Source organism: Actinacidiphila cocklensis (assembly GCF_907177275.1).
Taxonomy (GTDB): Bacteria; Actinomycetota; Actinomycetes; order Streptomycetales; family Streptomycetaceae; genus Actinacidiphila; species Actinacidiphila cocklensis.
In genome coordinates this window covers 103,680-121,344 of sequence record NZ_CAJSLV010000053.1, presented here as the reverse complement: position 1 = coordinate 121,344, position 17,665 = coordinate 103,680, and the positions used below count along the sequence as shown (strand labels likewise).

12 protein-coding genes are annotated in these 17,665 nt (G+C 73.1%); 3 read left to right on the top strand and 9 right to left on the bottom strand.

Features of this window, described 5'->3' with window-relative positions; translation table 11 throughout:
• Positions 1–7: 7 nt before the first annotated feature.
• From NFU81_RS16420 to NFU81_RS16405, 4 genes are read right to left on the bottom strand one after another with little or no spacing between them, the layout of a single operon-like run.
• Positions 8–700, bottom strand: coding sequence for a TfuA-like protein (locus NFU81_RS16420; RefSeq protein WP_251490226.1), 693 nt, complete (start codon positions 698–700; stop codon positions 8–10).
• Positions 697–2,088, bottom strand: coding sequence for a YcaO-like family protein (locus tag NFU81_RS16415; protein WP_251490225.1), 1,392 nt, complete (start codon positions 2,086–2,088; stop codon positions 697–699). Before NFU81_RS16415 ends, NFU81_RS16420 begins: the two co-directional genes overlap by 4 nt.
• Positions 2,085–3,080: a selenoneine biosynthesis selenosugar synthase SenB gene (senB, locus tag NFU81_RS16410; RefSeq protein ID WP_251490224.1), complete on the bottom strand. Its 996-nt coding sequence runs from the start codon at positions 3,078–3,080 to the stop codon at positions 2,085–2,087. Before senB ends, NFU81_RS16415 begins: the two co-directional genes overlap by 4 nt.
• On the bottom strand, positions 3,080–4,939 hold the full coding sequence (locus NFU81_RS16405) for an NAD-dependent epimerase/dehydratase family protein (RefSeq protein WP_251490223.1): 1,860 nt from the start codon (positions 4,937–4,939) through the stop codon (positions 3,080–3,082). The genes senB and NFU81_RS16405 overlap by 1 nt, the downstream gene beginning before the upstream one ends.
• A gap of 325 nt (positions 4,940–5,264) precedes the next feature.
• Here NFU81_RS16405 and NFU81_RS16400 point away from each other — a divergent pair, with 325 nt between their 5' ends.
• Complete coding sequence (locus tag NFU81_RS16400) at positions 5,265–7,298, top strand: thioredoxin domain-containing protein (protein ID WP_251490222.1); 2,034 nt, start codon at positions 5,265–5,267, stop codon at positions 7,296–7,298.
• A gap of 273 nt (positions 7,299–7,571) precedes the next feature.
• Here the strand turns inward: NFU81_RS16400 and NFU81_RS16395 are convergent, their stop codons facing one another.
• From NFU81_RS16395 to trhA, 3 genes are all read right to left on the bottom strand, one after another.
• Positions 7,572–8,192, bottom strand: coding sequence for a TetR/AcrR family transcriptional regulator (locus tag NFU81_RS16395; RefSeq protein ID WP_251490220.1), 621 nt, complete (start codon positions 8,190–8,192; stop codon positions 7,572–7,574).
• 4 nt (positions 8,193–8,196) lie between these two features.
• Positions 8,197–9,774: an MFS transporter gene (locus NFU81_RS16390; protein ID WP_251490219.1), complete on the bottom strand. Its 1,578-nt coding sequence runs from the start codon at positions 9,772–9,774 to the stop codon at positions 8,197–8,199.
• A 159-nt stretch (positions 9,775–9,933) separates the two neighbouring features.
• Complete coding sequence (gene trhA / locus NFU81_RS16385) at positions 9,934–10,632, bottom strand: PAQR family membrane homeostasis protein TrhA (protein ID WP_251490217.1); 699 nt, start codon at positions 10,630–10,632, stop codon at positions 9,934–9,936.
• 250 nt (positions 10,633–10,882) lie between these two features.
• On the opposite strand from trhA, the gene NFU81_RS16380 reads away from it, so the two are divergent.
• Positions 10,883–12,706 carry a phosphoenolpyruvate carboxykinase (GTP) gene (locus NFU81_RS16380; RefSeq protein WP_251490216.1) on the top strand — a complete coding sequence of 608 codons (1,824 nt, stop codon included), beginning with the start codon at positions 10,883–10,885 and terminating at the stop codon, positions 12,704–12,706.
• Positions 12,707–12,798: 92 nt separating this feature from the next.
• On the opposite strand, the gene NFU81_RS16375 is transcribed toward NFU81_RS16380, so the two are convergent.
• Complete coding sequence (locus NFU81_RS16375; protein ID WP_251490215.1) at positions 12,799–14,010, bottom strand: pyridoxal phosphate-dependent aminotransferase; 1,212 nt, start codon at positions 14,008–14,010, stop codon at positions 12,799–12,801.
• A gap of 90 nt (positions 14,011–14,100) precedes the next feature.
• On the opposite strand from NFU81_RS16375, the gene NFU81_RS16370 reads away from it, so the two are divergent.
• Positions 14,101–16,053 (top strand): P-loop NTPase fold protein, encoded by a 1,953-nt coding sequence (locus tag NFU81_RS16370; RefSeq protein WP_251490214.1) that lies wholly within the window; start codon positions 14,101–14,103, stop codon positions 16,051–16,053.
• Here the strand turns inward: NFU81_RS16370 and NFU81_RS16365 are convergent.
• Positions 15,983–17,557, bottom strand: coding sequence for an N-acyl-D-amino-acid deacylase family protein (locus NFU81_RS16365; protein WP_251490213.1), 1,575 nt, complete (start codon positions 17,555–17,557; stop codon positions 15,983–15,985). The two genes, NFU81_RS16370 and NFU81_RS16365, sit on opposite strands and share 71 nt — an antisense overlap.
• Between the last annotated feature and the right edge of the window lie 108 nt (positions 17,558–17,665).

Sequence of the window (17,665 nt, the reverse complement as noted above, 5' to 3'; positions counted from 1 at the left end):
CCCCTCCTCAGACAGTGGTTGCAGCGGTGGCGGTGGCGGTGGCGGCGGGCGAGCCGCCGAGGCGCTCCCGCATGCAGGCGAGCAGCAGCAGCGCGTCGTCGCGCTTGGTGTCGGGGGCCGACTCGGCGAAGTAGCCGGCGATCCGCTCGTACTCCGCCGCGTCGAGCTCCCGGCGGAGCAGCAGCAGCACGGTGCGGGCGTTGCGCTGCGGGAAGTACAGGTCCTTGGCGATCGCCAGGAAGCGGTCCCCGGTGGCCGGTGCGAACGCCTCGGCCTCAAGGCCGGCGGCGACCGCGAAGCGCAGGTTGACCATCGGCTCGGACAGCGCCGTCAGCGCCTTCTCGTCGTAGACCACGGCGACCTCGTCGTCCGCGTCGATACGGCCGCTGGCGTACGCCTCGAAGATCTTCCCGACCCCGACCATGCCGAACGGCTCGCACTCGGCCGCCCGCAGGGCGCCCATGCTGGACGACCCGAAGAGCGCGACCCCGGCGTCCATGGCGGCCAGCACCTCCTTGGGGGAGATGCACATGCTCTGCAGGAACTTGCCGTCCACGATGCCGATGGCCTCGGGGGGCTCGGGACGGGCCAGCAGCTCGGCGATGTCGCCCCGCTTGACCGGGGGCAGGTACTCGGCGTCCAGCTCCGCGGCGGCCGCCTCGCGGTCGATGCTCGGACCGATGAACACGACGGCACTCATGCCGGGACCCCCTGCTCCGTACAGCTGGCGTCGTTCTGCCCGTCCTGCTCTTCCTGCAGCTGCCGGCGCAGCGTCTCCAGCTCGGCCAGCGCCCGGTTCCAGGCCGCCGCGCCGCGGGCGCCGATCCGGCCGTGGTCCACCGCCCAGGACTCCAGCTGGGGGACCATCACCCGGACCACCGTCACCGGTATCCCGGGCGGCGACAGGTCGACCGCCAGCGCGCGGCGGATGCCCGCCTCCCGGAACCGGTCGAGCATGAAGCGCAGGTCGTCCATGACGTCGCCGGTGCACGTGGAGGGGATGTCCGCGAAGTCCACGACCTTGCGCAGCGGGCGCCAGGCCCAGGCGCCCTTGTCGATCGTCGAGGAGCGCTGGACGTGCTTCTGGTACTTGCTGACGTCCTCGTCGGGCAGCCGGATGTCCTCGCGCATCGCCTGGATGTCCACGGCCCGGCTCTGCGCGCACTCGGTGATCGCCCGGATGACCGCCACCTCGGCGTCCGGGTGGGTGCCGAAGCCGCCGTGCCCCTGCGAGGTGGTCGGGCTGATCTCCTCGGAGGTGGCGGCCAGGAAGCTGGGGATGCCCAGGTCCGAGGTCAGGTGCACGAGCCGCAACTCCAGCCCGGCCTCCCGGAACTGCTCCACCAGGGCCAGCGCCTTCGGCGGCAGGCTGTCCGGGTTCACGTGCGGGTGGGCCTCCTTGAGCAGGTCGGTCAGCTCGGCCGGCTGCCGGTCGGCCAGGATGCCCTTCTCCAGGATCTGGCACAGCTGGTTGCTCACCAGCTCGGCACCGGTCATCGAGTCGCGCTCGACCAGCTCGGTGAGCGCGTGGCAGATCGCCTCCTCCAGGCTGTTGCCCGAGGCCAGGCCGTTGGTCGTGGAGACCTCGTACGTCGGCGGCTCGTGCGAGGCCAGCGAGTAGGCCACGCAGTCCTGCGGCACCAGCACCGCCTCGCCGCTCATCAGGTCGTGCGCCTCCACCCAGGAGATCGGGGTGTCGTCGCGGTAGTAGCGGGACAGGTTCATCAGGTTCTCGCGCGGGTCCAGCACGGTGCGGCCGGCCTTGACCAGCTCCGCGTACGAGGCGATGGCGGCGGGGCGGAGCGGCAGGCCCGCGGAGAACCGCTCGACGGCCTCCATGACCGCCGACGTCCTGGCGTCCGCCTGGCTGAGGCCCTTGCCGTTGTACACGGAGATGATGTCGTTGGAGCGCGGGGCGATGGCGTTGTAGACCGGGATGCCGATCCGGTCCAGCCAGGTGATCTCGGCCACCCTCGTCACGCCCATGCGCCGCAGGTGGGGCCGGACGCGCTCGTAGGTCTGCGCGGAGGTGTACTCCCGGTGCACACCGCCGCCGTTCACTTTGGGTACGGAGTCTCGGAGCTTCACGGCTGTCCTCTCCTGACACGCTCGGTGGGGGAAGGTTGTTCGGCCCGCAGTTCGGACCACAGCTCGGTCCATGCGTCCTTCTCGCGACCGGGCTCCGCGAGGTACCGCAGAGCGCCGCAGTGTTCCTTCAGCCGGTCGTAGAAGCCGTCGCTGTTCCGCTCCGCGGCGTGCAGGGCCGCTGCGAGGGCGCCGGCGTCGCCGACCGGGAAGTAGCCGGGGTAGTCGTCGCCCAGCAGGCCGGTCGAGCCGGCGATGTGCGTGGAGACCACCGGCACGCCGAGGGCGAGCGCCTCGGTGACCACGTTCGCGCCGCCCTCGTGCCGCGAGGAGAGCACCAGCAGGCGGCTGCGGGCGAGCACGGCCAGCGCATCGGCCCGCGGCAGCGCGCCCAGCCACTCGTAGCGCGGGTTGTCCGCGGCCTCGGCGGCCACTTCGCGCTGTGACGCCTCGTCACGGGCGCCGCCGGCGTGGGTCAGGACGATCCGCGAGTCGGCGGGCAGCTGCCGTACGGCCCGCGCGGGCAGCAGCGGGTCCTTGACGGGGCGGACGTGCGCCAGGAAGGCGACCTCGAAGCAGTCCGTGCGCGGCGCGGCCTCGGCGCCCGGCGGCAGGGACTGGGTGATCACCCGTGCCCGGGGGCGGAGCGCGGGAGGGAGCTGGCGGACCCCGTGGCCCTGCAGGGTGACGAACCGGTCGGCCAGCTCCAGCACGGCCGGGTCCACACCGCTGGTGGCGAAGTCCGGGTAGAGGTCCGTGCCGGTCAGGCCGATGACGATCGGGGCGCGGGGGTGCTCGGCGGCGAACCGGCGGATGCACTCGGCGCTGCGGCCGGCGTGCAGGGCGACCAGCGCGTCGTAGCCGCCGCCCTCGTAGCCCAGGGAGATGTGGACGTCGTGGCCGAGCTCGCGGAGGATGGCCGCCCATCTGCGTGCGGTGACGCCGTTGCCGAAGTCGCTGGCCGGCGGTTCCGGGCTGGCCATGAGGATCTTCATCAACAACACTCCGTGTCGTAGGCCAGCCACTGGGCCTGCGCTCGCAGGCCGGCAGCCAGCGGTGCCGTCGGTTTCCACCCGAGAAGAGCGCCGGCCAGTCCCGTCTCCAGGACCGGCGGCCGGCCGCCCTGCGCGGCGGAGCCCTCGGGGGCTTGCACCGTCCGCGCGGTGGGCCGGGTCGCCGCGGCCACCTGCGCGGCCCAGCCGGCCTCGTCGTGCACGGCCGAGACGACGTGGACGACGTGCGGCCCCGCGGCGAGCGCGTGCGCCGGGCAGGTCAGCGCGGCGTGCACGGCCGCGGCCAGGTCGCGGTGGTCCACCAGCTGGTGCAGCCGGTCGGTGTCCAGGAGGAGTTCCCTGCGGGTCCACGCGCGCAGGATCCAGTCGGCGGTCACCGTGCCCGCGGGTGCGTGCGGCCCGACCGGCTCCGCCGAACGCAGCACCGCACCCGTCCGACCGTCCACCGCGGCCCACCGGGCGACGGCCGCCTCCTCCCGCCACTGCCGCCGGCCCGGCGCATCCGGGCCGGGGTCGGTGAGGGGGCCTTCCGCCACCACCGGACCGCCGCCGCAGGCGGCCGCCGTGTCGACGTACACCAGCCGCCGCACGCCCGCCTCCGCGGCCGCTTCGAGCACCTGCTCCACCCCGGGCGCCCGCCCGCCGTCCGCCGCGAAGCCGTCGGCGAGGTACGCGATCCGGTCGCATCCGCGCAGGTCGGCGGGGGTCACCGGGCCGGGCAGGTGGTGTACGGCATGGCCGAGGTCGCCCAGTAGCAGGCCGATGCCGCGGGTGAGCTCCCCGGCGGCTCCGGTGACGGCGGTGACGGGTGCGGCGGTGACCGTGGCGGTGACGCCGGTCCGCCGCAGCCTGCTCCCCGCGGTCCTCCCGGCCTCCACCCCGGCCCGGGTCAGGGCGTGCAGCGGCTCGGTGGCCGCCTCGATCTCCTCGGGGGACAGGTCGTCGCACACCCCGCCCGGGCCGAGGGTCCGCAGGGCCGCGTCCGCGTGCGGCGCCTCGCCGTCCCGGTGCGGCCCGAGGACGGTGCCCAGCGCGAAGGCGGTCAGCCAGGTGCTCCACGCCGCCCGCGCGGGGACCAGGTCCCTGACGGCCGCGCCGTCGAACTCCTCGCGCACCGCCCGCTCCGACCAGCCGGTGCGGCGCAGGTGTCGCTCGGTCTCCACGTACTCCCAGCCGGCCCCGGTGCGCACCGCGCACTGGGCGCTGCCGTGCTTGAGGAACGGAACCACCGTCAGGGCCGTGAAGCCGGCGGTGAGGGCGCCCGGGGACGCGGTCGCGAACAGCGCGGAGCGCCGTAGGCCGTGTGCGGCGTTGCCGGCGATGCTGGGCAGCCCCGAGTGCTCGACGGTGTTCGGCACGGCGATGCGCAGCCGGGTCCCGGTCGACCTCAGGTAGCGGTACATCAGCACGTCGTACGGCCAGCCCGCCCCGTCGCCCGCGGCGAACGCGCCGTAGCCCGCGGCGACTCCCGCCGGGAGCATGAGGGCGACGCAGGGTGCGTACTCGTCCAGCGCCTCCGCCCAGGCGGCTCCGGTCAGGGCCGCCGTCCGCAGGGCGGCGCCGTTGCGCGAGTTCCAGTTCGTGTAGAAGGCGACCGCGTCCTGCGGGGCGACCCGGGCGGCCTCCACGGCGTGCGCGAAGAAGCCGTCGGCGAGCTGGACGTCGTCCTGGAGCACCAGGTGGTGGGTGGCACCGGGAGCGACGGCTGCCCAGGCCGCGGTGGCGGTGCGCAGCGCGGTCGGCGGCCCCTCGGGCTCGGGGTCGAGGACGACTCGCAGCCGCCCCTCGGCGTCGAGCCGCGCCAGCAGCTCGGCCTCCTGCCGGCGTCTGGGATGTGCCATGACGGCACCGCTGAGCCGGGGCACCATCCGCATCGGTCTTCCCCTCACTGTGGACCAGGCGGGGCGCCGCTGGGTCCCGGCTCCGCCACGCAGGAGGCTAGGAGACCGGGTGTCCCAGCAGCGGTTTCTTGCGCGGAATTGACAGTCCCCTGTCGCAACCGTGCGATACCGCTGTAGAGGTTTGCACGCACCCCCCGCCCGCGCTGTGCGGCGGGTGCGGGCCGCCGTCCGGACGGTGCGGACACCGCCCGGACCGCCGGGCGGAGACATCACCGCCCCTCGCGGGAAGCGGGCTCCCTGCTCGGGGCCGTGAGAAAGTGGCGGGGTGAACCGACTCGGGGATGCGACGTCGCCCTATCTGCTGCAGCACGCGGACAACCCGGTGGACTGGTGGCCGTGGCGGCCGGACGCCTTCGAGGAGGCGCGCAAACGCGGGGTGCCCGTGCTGCTCAGCGTGGGGTACTCCGCCTGCCACTGGTGCCACGTCATGGCGCACGAGTCCTTCGAGGACGAGTCGACGGCCGCGTATCTCAACGAGCACTTCATCTCCGTCAAGGTCGACCGCGAGGAGCGGCCCGACGTCGACGCCGTCTACATGGAGGCCGTGCAGGCCGCGACCGGGCAGGGCGGCTGGCCCATGACGGTCTTCCTCACCCCCGACGGCGAGCCCTTCTACTTCGGTACGTACTTCCCGCCGCAGGCGCGGCAGGGCATGCCCGGCTTCATGGACGTGCTGGAGGGCGTCGTCGCCGCGTGGCGCGACCGGCGCGAGGAGGTCGGCGACGTCGCCGGGCGCATCGTGCGCGACCTCGCCGACCGGGCCGGGGCGTTCGGGGCGGCCGTACCGCCCGGTGACGCCGAGATGGGCGCCGCGCTGCTCGGGCTCACCCGGGAGTACGACGCCCGGCGCGGCGGGTTCGGCGGCGCACCGAAGTTCCCGCCGTCCATGGCGCTGGAGTTCCTGCTCCGCCACCACGCCCGCACCGGCGCCGAGGGCGCGCTGCAGATGGCCCGCGACACCTGCGAGGCGATGGCCCGCGGCGGCATCTACGACCAGCTCGGCGGCGGCTTCGCCCGCTACAGCGTCGACCGCGACTGGGTCGTCCCGCACTTCGAGAAGATGCTGTACGACAACGCGCTGCTCACCCGGGTCTACGCGCACCTGTGGCGGGCCACGGGCTCCGACCTGGCCCGCCGGGTCGCACTGGAGACCGCCGACTTCATCGTCGGCGAACTCGCCACCGACGAGGGCGGTTTCGCCTCCGCGCTGGACGCCGACAGCGACGACGGGAGCGGCGCGCACGTCGAGGGCGCGTACTACGTCTGGACGCCCGCCCAACTCGTCGCGGAACTGGGAGAGGCCGACGGGCAGTTCGCCGCGGACTACTTCGGGGTCACCGAGGAGGGCACCTTCGAGGAGGGCGCCTCGGTGCTGCAACTCCGGCAGGGCGGCGGGGTGGTGGACGCCGAGCGGGTCGCCTCGGTGCGGGACCGGCTGCTCGCCGCACGCGACCGGCGGCCGCGGCCCGGCCGCGACGACAAGGTCGTCGCCGCCTGGAACGGCCTGGCGATCGCCGCGCTCGCCGAGACCGGCGCCTACTTCGACCGCACCGACCTGGTGCAGGCCGCGGTCGACGCGGCCGACCTGCTGGTCCGGGTCCACCTCGACGGGCGCGGACGGCTCACCCGCACCTCGCGCGACGGCGTCGCGGGCACCAACGACGGTGTCCTGGAGGACTACGCCGACGTCGCCGAGGGCTTCCTCGCGCTGGCCTCGGTCACCGGGGAGGGCGTCTGGCTGGACTTCGCCGGGCTGCTGCTCGACTCCGTCCTCCACCACTTCACCGCGGACGACGGCACGCTCTACGACACCGCGGACGACGCGGAAGCCCTGATCAGGCGGCCGCAGGACCCGACGGACAACGCGACGCCCTCCGGGTGGACGGCCGCCGCCGGGGCGCTGCTGTCGTACGCCGCGCACACCGGCGCCGAGCCGCACCGCACGGCGGCGGAGCGCGCGCTCGGCGTCGTCGGGGCGCTCGCGGCGAAGGCGCCGCGCTTCATCGGGTGGGGCCTGGCCGTCGCCGAGGCCGCGCTCGACGGGCCGCGCGAGGTCGCCGTGGTCGGCGGGACGGGTGACCCGCTGACGGCCGAGCTGCACCGTACCGCCCTGTTGGGCGGGGCTCCCGGGGCCGTCGTCGCCGTCGGCGAGGAGGGTTCCACGGAGTTTCCGCTGCTCTACCAGCGCCCGACCCGGGGCGGCCGGGCCGCCGCGTACGTCTGCCGCCACTTCGTCTGCGACGCGCCCACCTCCGACCCGCGCGCATTGCGAAGCCAGCTCCGCGCTTCTTCGGGGTGACCCCACGCCCTGCCCGGCGCGCTTGGCCCCTGGACCTTCCCCCGGTGGGTGGCTGGTCTCGCAGTACCCCGAGCCCCTTTTGGCCTGCCTCCTCCTGCGCACTGCGTTCGCCCCTGGCAGGGGCTCGCCCTCTGCGGAGAGGGTGAGCGTTTTTCAGGGGCGCTGGGGGTACCCCCAGGCGAAGCTCTGGGGGCGGAACTGCGCGACCAGCCGAGATGGCGGGAAGGTCCCGGAGCCCGGGGGAAGGGGCAGGGCGCGGGGAACCTCCGGGAGTCAGATGTCGAGGCCGCGGTTGAGGATGCGCAGCGAGCGGTCGATGAGGACCAGGAGGTCATCCTCGGGGGCCTTCTCGACCCAGAACATCGTGGCCTCGTGGATCACCGCGAACACCGCCGCGGTGAAGACGCGGACTTCGAGCGCGTCCGCCGTACGACCGGTGCGGCTCGCGATGATCCCGCCGAGCAGCCGCCCGGTCAGGGAGAACGATTCGTGCGTGCGCGCACGGATCGCCGGCACGTCGCGTACGAGCTGCTCGCGCTGCACCATCTCCGCCCGCTGCGCGGGATCGTTCAGGATCGCGCTCAGCGACTCGTGCAGGACCATCCGCACGGACACCAGCGGCGGTTCGCCCTCCGGGCGGCCCCGCAGCATGTCCGCCATCAGGTCGTCGTACTCGTCCGTGAGGACGATGTCCTCCTTGGTCGGGAAGTAGCGGAAGACCGTACTCGGCGACACGTCGGCCTCCGCCGCGATCCGGTCCACCGGCGTGGCGTCGTAGCCGTGCTCGGCGAAGAGCCGGTACGCGGCGGCGCGGATGGCCTGCCGGGTCTGGACCTTCTTGCGTTCCCGCAGGCCGACCCGCGGAACGGCGTCGTCGGAGGTTTCAGGGGGCATGACGTCATTGTCGGGCATCCGCGGGCCGCGCGGCCATCGCGTCCGCCGCCCCGGCCGGCGCCGGCGCGGCCGGGGCGCGGTCCTGCCGCGGGTTGGGCAGGAAGGCGGCCAGCAGCAGCGCGGTGAGCAGCGCTGCCGCCCCGCACACCACCAGCGTCAGGTCCATCCCGTGCAGGTACGACGCGTCGGCGGACGCGGCCAGCGCCCGGTCGCCGAGCCGCGCGGCCACCGCGTGCGCGCCGGCGACCGACTCGCGGGCGGTGTGCGCGGCGTCCGGGGAGAGCCCCGCGGTGTCCAGCCGGCCGGTGTAGCCGGCGGCCAGGACGCTGCCGAGGATCGCGACGCCGATCGCCGCACCGGTCTGCCGCAGGGTCTGGAGCAGCCCGGAACCGCTGCCCGCCCGCTCCCTGGGCAGCGCGCCGAGCGCGCTGTTCATGGCCGGCACGATGGACAGGCCGAAGCCGACGCCCGCGATCGCCAGCCACAGCGCGGTGCCGCCGTATCCGTCCCCTTCCGCGGTGGTGGCGCCGAGGAAGGCGCCCGCGGCCAGCACCAGCAGGCCCGCGACGATCACCGGGCGTGGCCCGCCCCTGGCGGCCAGCGCCGGGCTGAGCCGGGCGGCGACCATCAGCCCGCCCATCATGGGCAGCAGCCGCAGCCCGGTGCCGAAGGCGTCGTAGCCCAGGGTGGTCTGCAGGTACGAGGGCAGCACGAAGATCATGCCGGTGAGGATGAAGCTGACCAGGGTGGCGGCGACGGAGTTCCCCAGGAAGCCGCGCTGCCGCAGCAGGGCCATGTCGAGCATCGGCCGTTCGACCGCGCGCTCGCGCAGCACGAGCGCCGCCAGCAGCACGGCGCCCGCGGCGAGCATCGCGACGACCAGCGGGTCGCCCCAGCCGCGGGACGGCGCCTCGATGATGCCGTAGACCAGCGCGCCCAGGCCCGCGGCGGTGCAGAAGGTGCTGGAGGCGCGTACCCGCGGCGCGGCCGGGTCGGTGGTCTCGGGCAGCAGCGTGAAGCACGCGGCGATGGCCAGCGCGACCAGCGGGATGTTGACCAGGAAGACCGAGCCCCACCAGAAGTGCTGCAGGAGCGCACCGCCGATGATCGGCCCGAGCGGCATGCCGAAGGCCACCGCGGTGCTGGCGAGGGCGACCGCCTTGGGCCGCTCGGCCGGGCCGAACAGCGACGGGATCACCGACAGCGCCAGCGGCATGACGAAGGCGCCGCCCAGGCCCATCACCGTACGGGCGGCGATGACCGGTCCTGGGCTGTCCACCAGCGAGCCCAGCAGGGAGCCGGCGAGGAAGACCACCAGGCCCGCGACGAGCATCCGGCGCCGTCCGAAGCGGTCGCCGAGCAGGCCCGCGGGCAGCATCGCGGCGGCGAAGACGACGGTGTAGGAGTCGACGATCCACTGCATGTCCCCGGTGCCGGCGCCGATCCGCTCGGCCATCGTCGGCAGGGCCACGTTGAGGATCGTCGTGTCGAAGCTGAGCACCAGCATGCTCAGGCAGAGCGCGACGAGCGCGAGCCAGCGCCGGGGGTCCGGCTGCGGGGGAGCGGCTGCGGAAGAGGACATCGAGGTCTCCTGCGAGAGGACGTCAATTGAAAGTGACTCTCAAAAGAGAGTAGCTCTCGTTTGTGTCGATGCCAACCGCCCGCCGCCGGGGCGTCCGGGCATGACGAAGGCCCGCACCCCCGAGGGGGTACGGGCCTGCGGGCGCGTCGGAGGCCGGGCTCAGCCGTGGTTGTAGGCCACCAGCGAGATGCCGACGTAATGGACGATGAAGGCGGCCAGCGTGAGCGAGTGGAAGACCTCGTGGAAGCCGAACCAGCGCGGCGACGGGTTGGGCCGCTTGAAGCCGTAGACGGCCGCGCCGGTGCTGTAGAGCACCCCGCCGACGACGACGCAGACCAGCACGGCCACGCCGCCGGTGCGCAGGAAGTCCGGCAGGAAGAAGACCGCGACCCAGCCCAGCGCGATGTAGCAGGGGGTGTACAGCCAGCGCGGGGCGCCGACCCAGAAGACCCGGAAGGCGATACCCGCGAGCGCCCCTGCCCACACCAGCCACAGCAGGAGATGGGACGTACCGCCCGGCAGCAGCAGTATCGCCAGCGGTGTGTAGGTGCCGGCGATGATCAAAAAGATGTTCGCATGGTCAAGCCGACGCAAAATTCCGGCGCTGCGCGGACCCCAGTTGCCCCGGTGGTAGAGCGCGCTCACGCCGAACAGCGCGCACGCCGACACCGTGAAGACCGCGCACGCGATGCGCCCCCTGGTGCTCTGCGCGAAGGCGGTGAGCGCCACGCCCGAGATCAGCACGGCAGGGAACATGCCCGCGTGCAACCACCCTCTGAGCTTGGGCTTTATGGGCGTGGGCGGCGCGAGACCGTCGATGTCGGTGGGCACTTCTGCAGTGTGATCGACGGTGCTCATGGCGTCAATCCTACCTACGGCACCGTAGGTTGCCCTGTCGCAGGCCGCCGGCGTGGGCGTCGTCGCGGCCGTGGCGGGGCTCACGTGCGCTCCTCTGGACAGACTCATTCGACCGGCCTCACACTCATATGAGTGCGGTCGGTACCGGATGAGCACTCCACGAACGCGTCCGGACCGCAGCCCCCAAGGGGCCGAACCAAACCCTCAACTCTCACGCCGGTCTGTGCGGACCCGGCGGGACGGAGCGATCGTGGCGCGCGGTATTGCGGCTCCCACCGAACACCAGGAACTCATCCGATGGGTCGGCGAGATCGCCGAACTCACCCAGCCCGACGAGATCGTCTGGTGCGACGGCTCCCAGGCGGAGTACGACCTGCTCGCGGCGGAACTCGTCGCCAAGGGCACCTTCACCAGGCTCGATCCGACACTGCGACCGAACTCGTACTACGCGGCCTCCGACCCCTCGGACGTGGCGCGGGTCGAGGACCGTACCTTCATCTGCTCCCGCCGCGAGGCGGACGCGGGACCCACCAACCACTGGAAGGACCCCGCCGAGATGCGCGAGGTCTTCACCGGTGACGCCGCCGGCTCCGGGGGACTCTTCCGGGGCGCGATGCGCGGCCGGACGATGTACGTCGTCCCGTTCTGCATGGGGCCGCTCGGGTCACCGCTGTCCGCGATGGGCGTGGAGATCACCGACTCCGCGTACGTCGCCGTCTCCATGCGCACGATGACCCGGATGGGCCGCGCCGTCCTGGACGAACTGGGCACCGACGGAGCGTTCGTCAAGGCCGTCCACTCGGTCGGCGCCCCGCTCGCCGAGGGCCAGGCCGACGTGCCGTGGCCGTGCAGCGACACCAAGTACATCTCGCACTTCCCCGAGGACCGGGAGATCTGGTCCTACGGCTCCGGCTACGGCGGCAACGCCCTGCTCGGCAAGAAGTGCTACGCCCTGCGGATCGCCTCCGTCATGGCCCGTGACGAGGGCTGGCTCGCCGAGCACATGCTGATCCTCAAGCTCACCCCGCCCCGCGGGGAGTCCCGCTACGTCGCCGCCGCCTTCCCCTCCGCGTGCGGCAAGACCAACCTGGCGATGCTGGAGCCCACCGTCTCCGGCTGGACCGTCGAGACCATAGGCGACGACATCGCCTGGATGCGCTTCGGCGAGGACGGCCGCCTCTACGCCATCAACCCCGAGGCCGGCTTCTTCGGCGTCGCCCCCGGCACCGGCGAGCACACCAACGCCAACGCCATGAAGACGATGTACGCCAACTCCGTCTTCACCAACGTCGCCCTCACCGACGAAGGCGACGTCTGGTGGGAGGGCATGACCGAGGAGCCCCCGGCGCACCTCGTCGACTGGAAGGGCAACGACTGGACGCCCGCGTCCGGCACCCCCGCCGCCCACCCCAACGCCCGCTTCACCGTCCCGGCCGGCCAGTGCCCGATCATCGCCCCCGAATGGGAGGACCCGCGCGGCGTCCCGATCTCCGCGATCCTCTTCGGCGGCCGCCGCGCCTCCGCCGTACCGCTGGTCACCGAGTCCTTCGACTGGCAGCACGGCGTCTTCCTCGGCGCGAACATCGCCAGCGAGAAGACGGCCGCCGCCGAGGGCAAGGTCGGCGAGCTGCGCCGCGACCCGTTCGCGATGCTGCCCTTCTGCGGCTACAACATGGGCGACTACTTCGCGCACTGGCTGGAGGTGGGCAAGGCCAACGACCCGGCGAAGCTGCCGACGATCTTCTACGTCAACTGGTTCAGGAAGGACGCGGCGGGCCGCTTCGTCTGGCCCGGCTTCGGCGAGAACAGCCGCGTGCTGAAGTGGATCGTCGAACGCCTCGACGGCAAGGCGGACGGGGTGCGCACCCCCATCGGCATCCTCCCGGCCCCGGGCGCCCTCGACACCCACGGGCTCGGCCTCAGCCAGTCCGACCTCGACCTCCTGCTCACGGTCGACCCCGGGATCTGGCGCGACGAGGCCGCACTCATCCCGTCGCACCTGGAGACCTTCGGCGACCACACCCCGCCCGAGCTCTGGGCGGAGTACGAGGCCCTGGTCGACCGCCTGGGCTAGCCCTTCGCCCCTGGAAGGGCACCCCGAGGGGCGCGTGGGGGTGCCCCCACGCGCCCCTCGGGACGTACCCGGGAGCGCGAGGGCACCCTCGCTCAGGGCTGGGAGTAGCCGTCGAGGAAGCGGCCGATACGGCCGATCGCCTCGGTGAGATCCTCCGCACGCGGCAGCGTGACGATGCGGAAGTGGTCGGGCTCGATCCAGTTGAAGCCCGTGCCGTGCACGATCATGATCTTCTCGGCCCGCAGCAGGTCGAGGACCATCTGCCGGTCGTCCTTGATCTTGTAGACCTGCGGGTCGAGCCGCGGGAAGGCGTACAGCGCACCCTTGGGCTTGACGCAGGTCACGCCGGGGATCGCGGTGAGCGCCGCATACGTGGCGTCGCGCTGCGCGGCGAGCCGGCCGCCGGGCAGCACCAGCGAGGTGATCGACTGGTGGCCGCCGAGCGCGGTGGCGATCGCGTGCTGGGCCGGCATGTTCGCGCACAGCCGCATGTTGGCCAGGATCGTCAGACCCTCTATGTAGCTGCCCGCCTGCGTCTTGGGGCCGCACACCGCCATCCACCCGCTGCGGTAGCCCGCCACCCGGTAGGCCTTGGACAGGCCGTTGAACGTGAGGGTGAGCAGGTCGGGCGCGATCGCCGTGGTCGGGGTGTGGGTGGCGTCGTCGTAGAGGATCTTGTCGTAGATCTCGTCGGAGCAGACCACCAGGCGGTGCCGGCGCGCGATGTCGGTGAGGCCGCGCAGCAGCTCGTCGTCGTAGACCGCACCGGTGGGGTTGTTCGGGTTGATGATGACGATCGCCTTGGTGCGGTCGGTCACCTTGCGCTCGATGTCGGCCAGGTCAGGCATCCAGTCGGCCTGCTCGTCACAGCGGTAGTGCACCGCGGTGCCGCCGGCCAGCGCGACCGAGGCGGTCCACAGCGGGTAGTCGGGCGCGGGTACGAGCACCTCGTCGCCGTCGTCGAGCAGCGCCTGCATCGACATCTGGATCAGCTCGGACACGCCGTTGCCGAGGTAGATGTCCTCGACGTCCAGCGGGATGCCCTTGGTCTGGTAGTGCTGCATCACCGCCCGCCGCGCCGACAGCAGACCCTTGGCGTCGCCGTAGCCATGCGCGTCCTTCAGGGTGCGCAGCATGTCCTCAAGGATCTCGGGCGGGCACTCGAACCCGAACCCCGCCGGGTTCCCGGTGTTCAGCTTGAGGATGCGGTGCCCGGCCGCCTCCAGCCGCATCGCCTCCTCAAGAACCGGACCCCGGATCTCGTAACAGACGTTTGCGAGCTTCGTGGACTGGATCACCTGCATGTCGGTCACCTTACGGGCAGGTCACGTGAGCCGCTCGGTGTTTTTCGCCACCTGGCGGACGCGGCGGGGGCGCGCTGGGACACTGGCGGCGTGCCCCCGCCGCCCGGACCGCCCCCGCCGCCCGGGCCGCCGGACGGGTCATGGCCCCCGCAGGGGATGGTGCTGGCCGGGCACGACGCGCCGGACTGGACGGCGTTCTCGCTGCTGGGCGACGAGCCCGTGCTCGGCGGGGAGCAGGATGCGCTCGGCGCGGCCGGAACCGCGGAGCGGCTGTGCCGGCTGCTGCTGTCCTCGCAGCGCTCCACACCCTTCACGCTCGCCGTCGACGGCGGCTGGGGCATGGGCAAGTCCAGCCTGATGCGGCTGACCGACCGCCGCCTGCGGCAGGAGCCCCAGGTCAGGACGGTCTGGTACAACGCCTGGACCGCCTCGGGCGGCGATGTGCTCGAAGGCCTGATCAAGTCGGTGCTCACCGGCCTCGACCCGAACGTGCTGCGCCGCGGCCTGCACCGGCTGCGGGACAGCCCGCCGCTGGCGGGGGCGCTGCGGGTACTGCTGACCGCGGCCGCGGGGCTCGTGCACGCCGCCGGGCCGATCGACGAGCTGTGGAACCGGATGAGCGCGGACGCCCGCACCCGCAACGAGATGCGCGACGTGCTGCGCGACCTGGTCACCGACTGGGCGCAGCAGGCTCCCGGCAGCACCGGCGGGCGGCTGCTCGTGGTCTTCATCGACGACCTCGACCGCTGCTCCGAGGAGACCGTGCTCACGGTCTGCGAGGCGCTCAAGCTCTACCTCGACGTGCCGGGCCTCGCCTTCGTCATCGGCTGCGACCGCTCCGCGCTGGCCCCCGGCGGGCTGCTGCGCGACCTGTCGCCGGCCGCGTCGGCCTTCATGGAGAAGATCTTCCAGACCGTCTACCGGGTGCCGGCCGCCGACGACGCCGAGATCACCGCCTACGTCCGCCGCTGCGCGGGGTCCGCGGGCATCGCGCCGTTCCTCGACGACGACCTCGTCCGGCTGCTGGTCGAACGCTCGGCCCGCAACCCGCGCCGTATCAAACGCCTGGTCAACGGCTTCGTCCTGGAAGCGACGCTCAACCCGGTCTGGCGCGGGTTCGGCCCCCAGGCGGTGCTGCGGGTGCTGCTGCTCCAGTACTTCTACGCGGACTTCTACCGGATGATGACCATCCCGCGGGCTCCCGCGGAGCGGGACACCCTCACCGACTTCCGCGACTACCGCCTGCTGCGGGCCAGCGCGGCCGGCCTGCCGGACACGCAGGCCCCGTCCGACACGGACCAGGACCGCGTGGCGGCCCAGCTCGCCTACCACGAGGTGGCGTTCACCTCGGCCACCCCGCTCGGCCCGGACCTGCTGGCGGCGCTGGAACGCCGCCTGCCGGTGGACTTCCCGCGGCTCGCCGCCGACCGCGGCTTCACCTCGCTGCTGGACGAGTTACTGGCCCTGGAGGACGCCGAGGAAGTGCTCGCCCGGCTGCGGCACGCGCCGGTGCCGAGGCTTGCGGCAGAAGAGAGGGAGCCGGTCGGGGTGCCGCAGTCGGTGCTGGAGCGTGCGTTCGGCCTCGACGACGCGGCCACCGGCGTGACGCCGTACCCGCCGGCCTTCGCGGGCCTCCGGGTGCTGTGGGTGGACGACGCTCCGGAGCGGAACCACGTGGAGACCACCTATCTGCTGCGCACGGGCGCCGACGTCCGGGCGGCCGAGGACGATCACCGGGCGGACCTCGCTCTCGCCGGCTGGACACCCGACGTGATCATCTCCGACATCAAGCGAGGCTCGGAGAGCGCCGCCGGCTTCGATTACGTGCGTCGGCTCCGGGAGGAGCGGAGGTACCGGGGACCTGTGATGTTCTTTACCGCGGAGATGACGCCGGACCGCATCGACGAGGCACAGAGCCTGGGCGCGGGCATCACGGTGGCCTTCACGGAGGTCATCGCCCACCTCAAGGAGGTCATGGCCGCCAAGCGGCGCTCCGCACGGACCGCCCCGCCAGGACGTCCGTCCGACGGCCGTCCTCGATGACGAAGCGGCCGTCGATCAGGACGTACGGGATGCCGGTCGGCAGGGTGCGCGGGCGGTCGTAGGTGGCGCCGGAGGCGACCGTCGCCGGGTCGAAGAGGACCAGGTCGGCGCGGTGGCCCTCGCGGATCAGGCCGCGGTCGGGCAGCCGCAGCCGGGCGGCGGGGCGGCCGGTCAGGTGCGCGACGCACTCCTCCAGGGACAGGACGCCCAGCTCGCGCACGTAGTGGCCCAGGTAGTGCGGGAAGGTGCCGTACGCGCGCGGGTGCGGCTTGGCGCCGTGCAGGATGCCGTCGGAGCCGCCGGTGTGGGTGCGGTGGCGCATCATCGTCCTGACGTTCCGCTCGTCGCCGACGTGCTGCAGGATCGTCGTGCCGAGCCGGTCGGCCAGCAGCAGCGCGCGGACCGCGGGCCAGCCGGCCGGCCGGGTGCCGACGTGCCCGGCCAGTGCCGGGTCCGCGGTGCCGGACACCTCGATCGTCGACCAGTCCATCGGTACGCCGTGGCTGCCGTCCGACCCCTCGACCTCCAGGGCGTGCCGGATGAGGTCCGCGGTCGCCTCGTCGCGCAGCCTTGCCAGCGTCGCCTCCGGGCCGCCGACCGCGGCCCAGCTCGGCAGCAGGGCGGCCAGCGTCGTGCAGCCCGCGGTGTACGGGTAGCTGTCCAGCGTGATGTCGGCGCCGTCGGCCAGCGCCTTGTCGAGCACGTCGACCAGGTCCTGGCCGCGGCCGGCGTTGACGTCGAAGTTCATCGTCGCGTGCGCCAGGTGCAGCGGGCAGCCGGCCGTCCGCGCGACCGCGATCATCTCCTCGTACGCGCGGAGCGCCCCGGCGCCGTACGAGCGGTGGTGCGGGCAGTAGTAGCCGCCGTGCTCGGCGACCACCCGGCACAGCTCGGTCAGCTCGGTGTCCGTGGCGTACATCCCCGGGGTGTACGTCAGCCCCGACGACATGCCCACCGCGCCCTGCGCCATGCCCTCCGCGACCAGTTGCCTCATCCTCCGCAGCTCGTCCGCGGTCGCCGGGCGGTCCTCCCAGCCGACCGCCATCATCCGGACGGTGCCCTGCGGTACGAGGTAGGCGGCGTTGACGGCGACGCCCGCGTCCAGCCGGTCCAGGTAGCCGCCGACGGTGCGCCAGTCGAAGTCCACGTCCGAGCCGTCGCCGTTCCACCCGGCGATCAGGGTGCGCAGCGTGTCGAGGGTGCGGTCGTCGGCGGGGGCGTACGACAGGCCGTCCTGGCCGAGGACCTCCAGGGTGACGCCCTGGGCCGCCTTCGCCTCGTGGGCCGGGTCGGTGAGCAGGGCGAGGTCGCTGTGCGCGTGCATGTCGATGAAGCCGGGGGCTGCCGCCAGGCCTTCCGCGTCCAGGGTCCGCCTGGCGGTGGGGCGGCGCCCCTCGCCTTGCCACACCTGGACGATGCGTCCGCCCTCGATCCCCAGGTCACCCGCGTACGCGGGTGCTCCACTCCCGTCCACGATGCGCACGCCCCGCACGACCAGGTCCATATGTCCGACCCTACGTCCTGCCCCTCCCCGGCACTGGGGACCGTCCCGCGGTCGTGCCCGGTCGCGCGGTTCCGCCCCCAGGCGGCTCTGGGGGCGGAACCGCGCGAC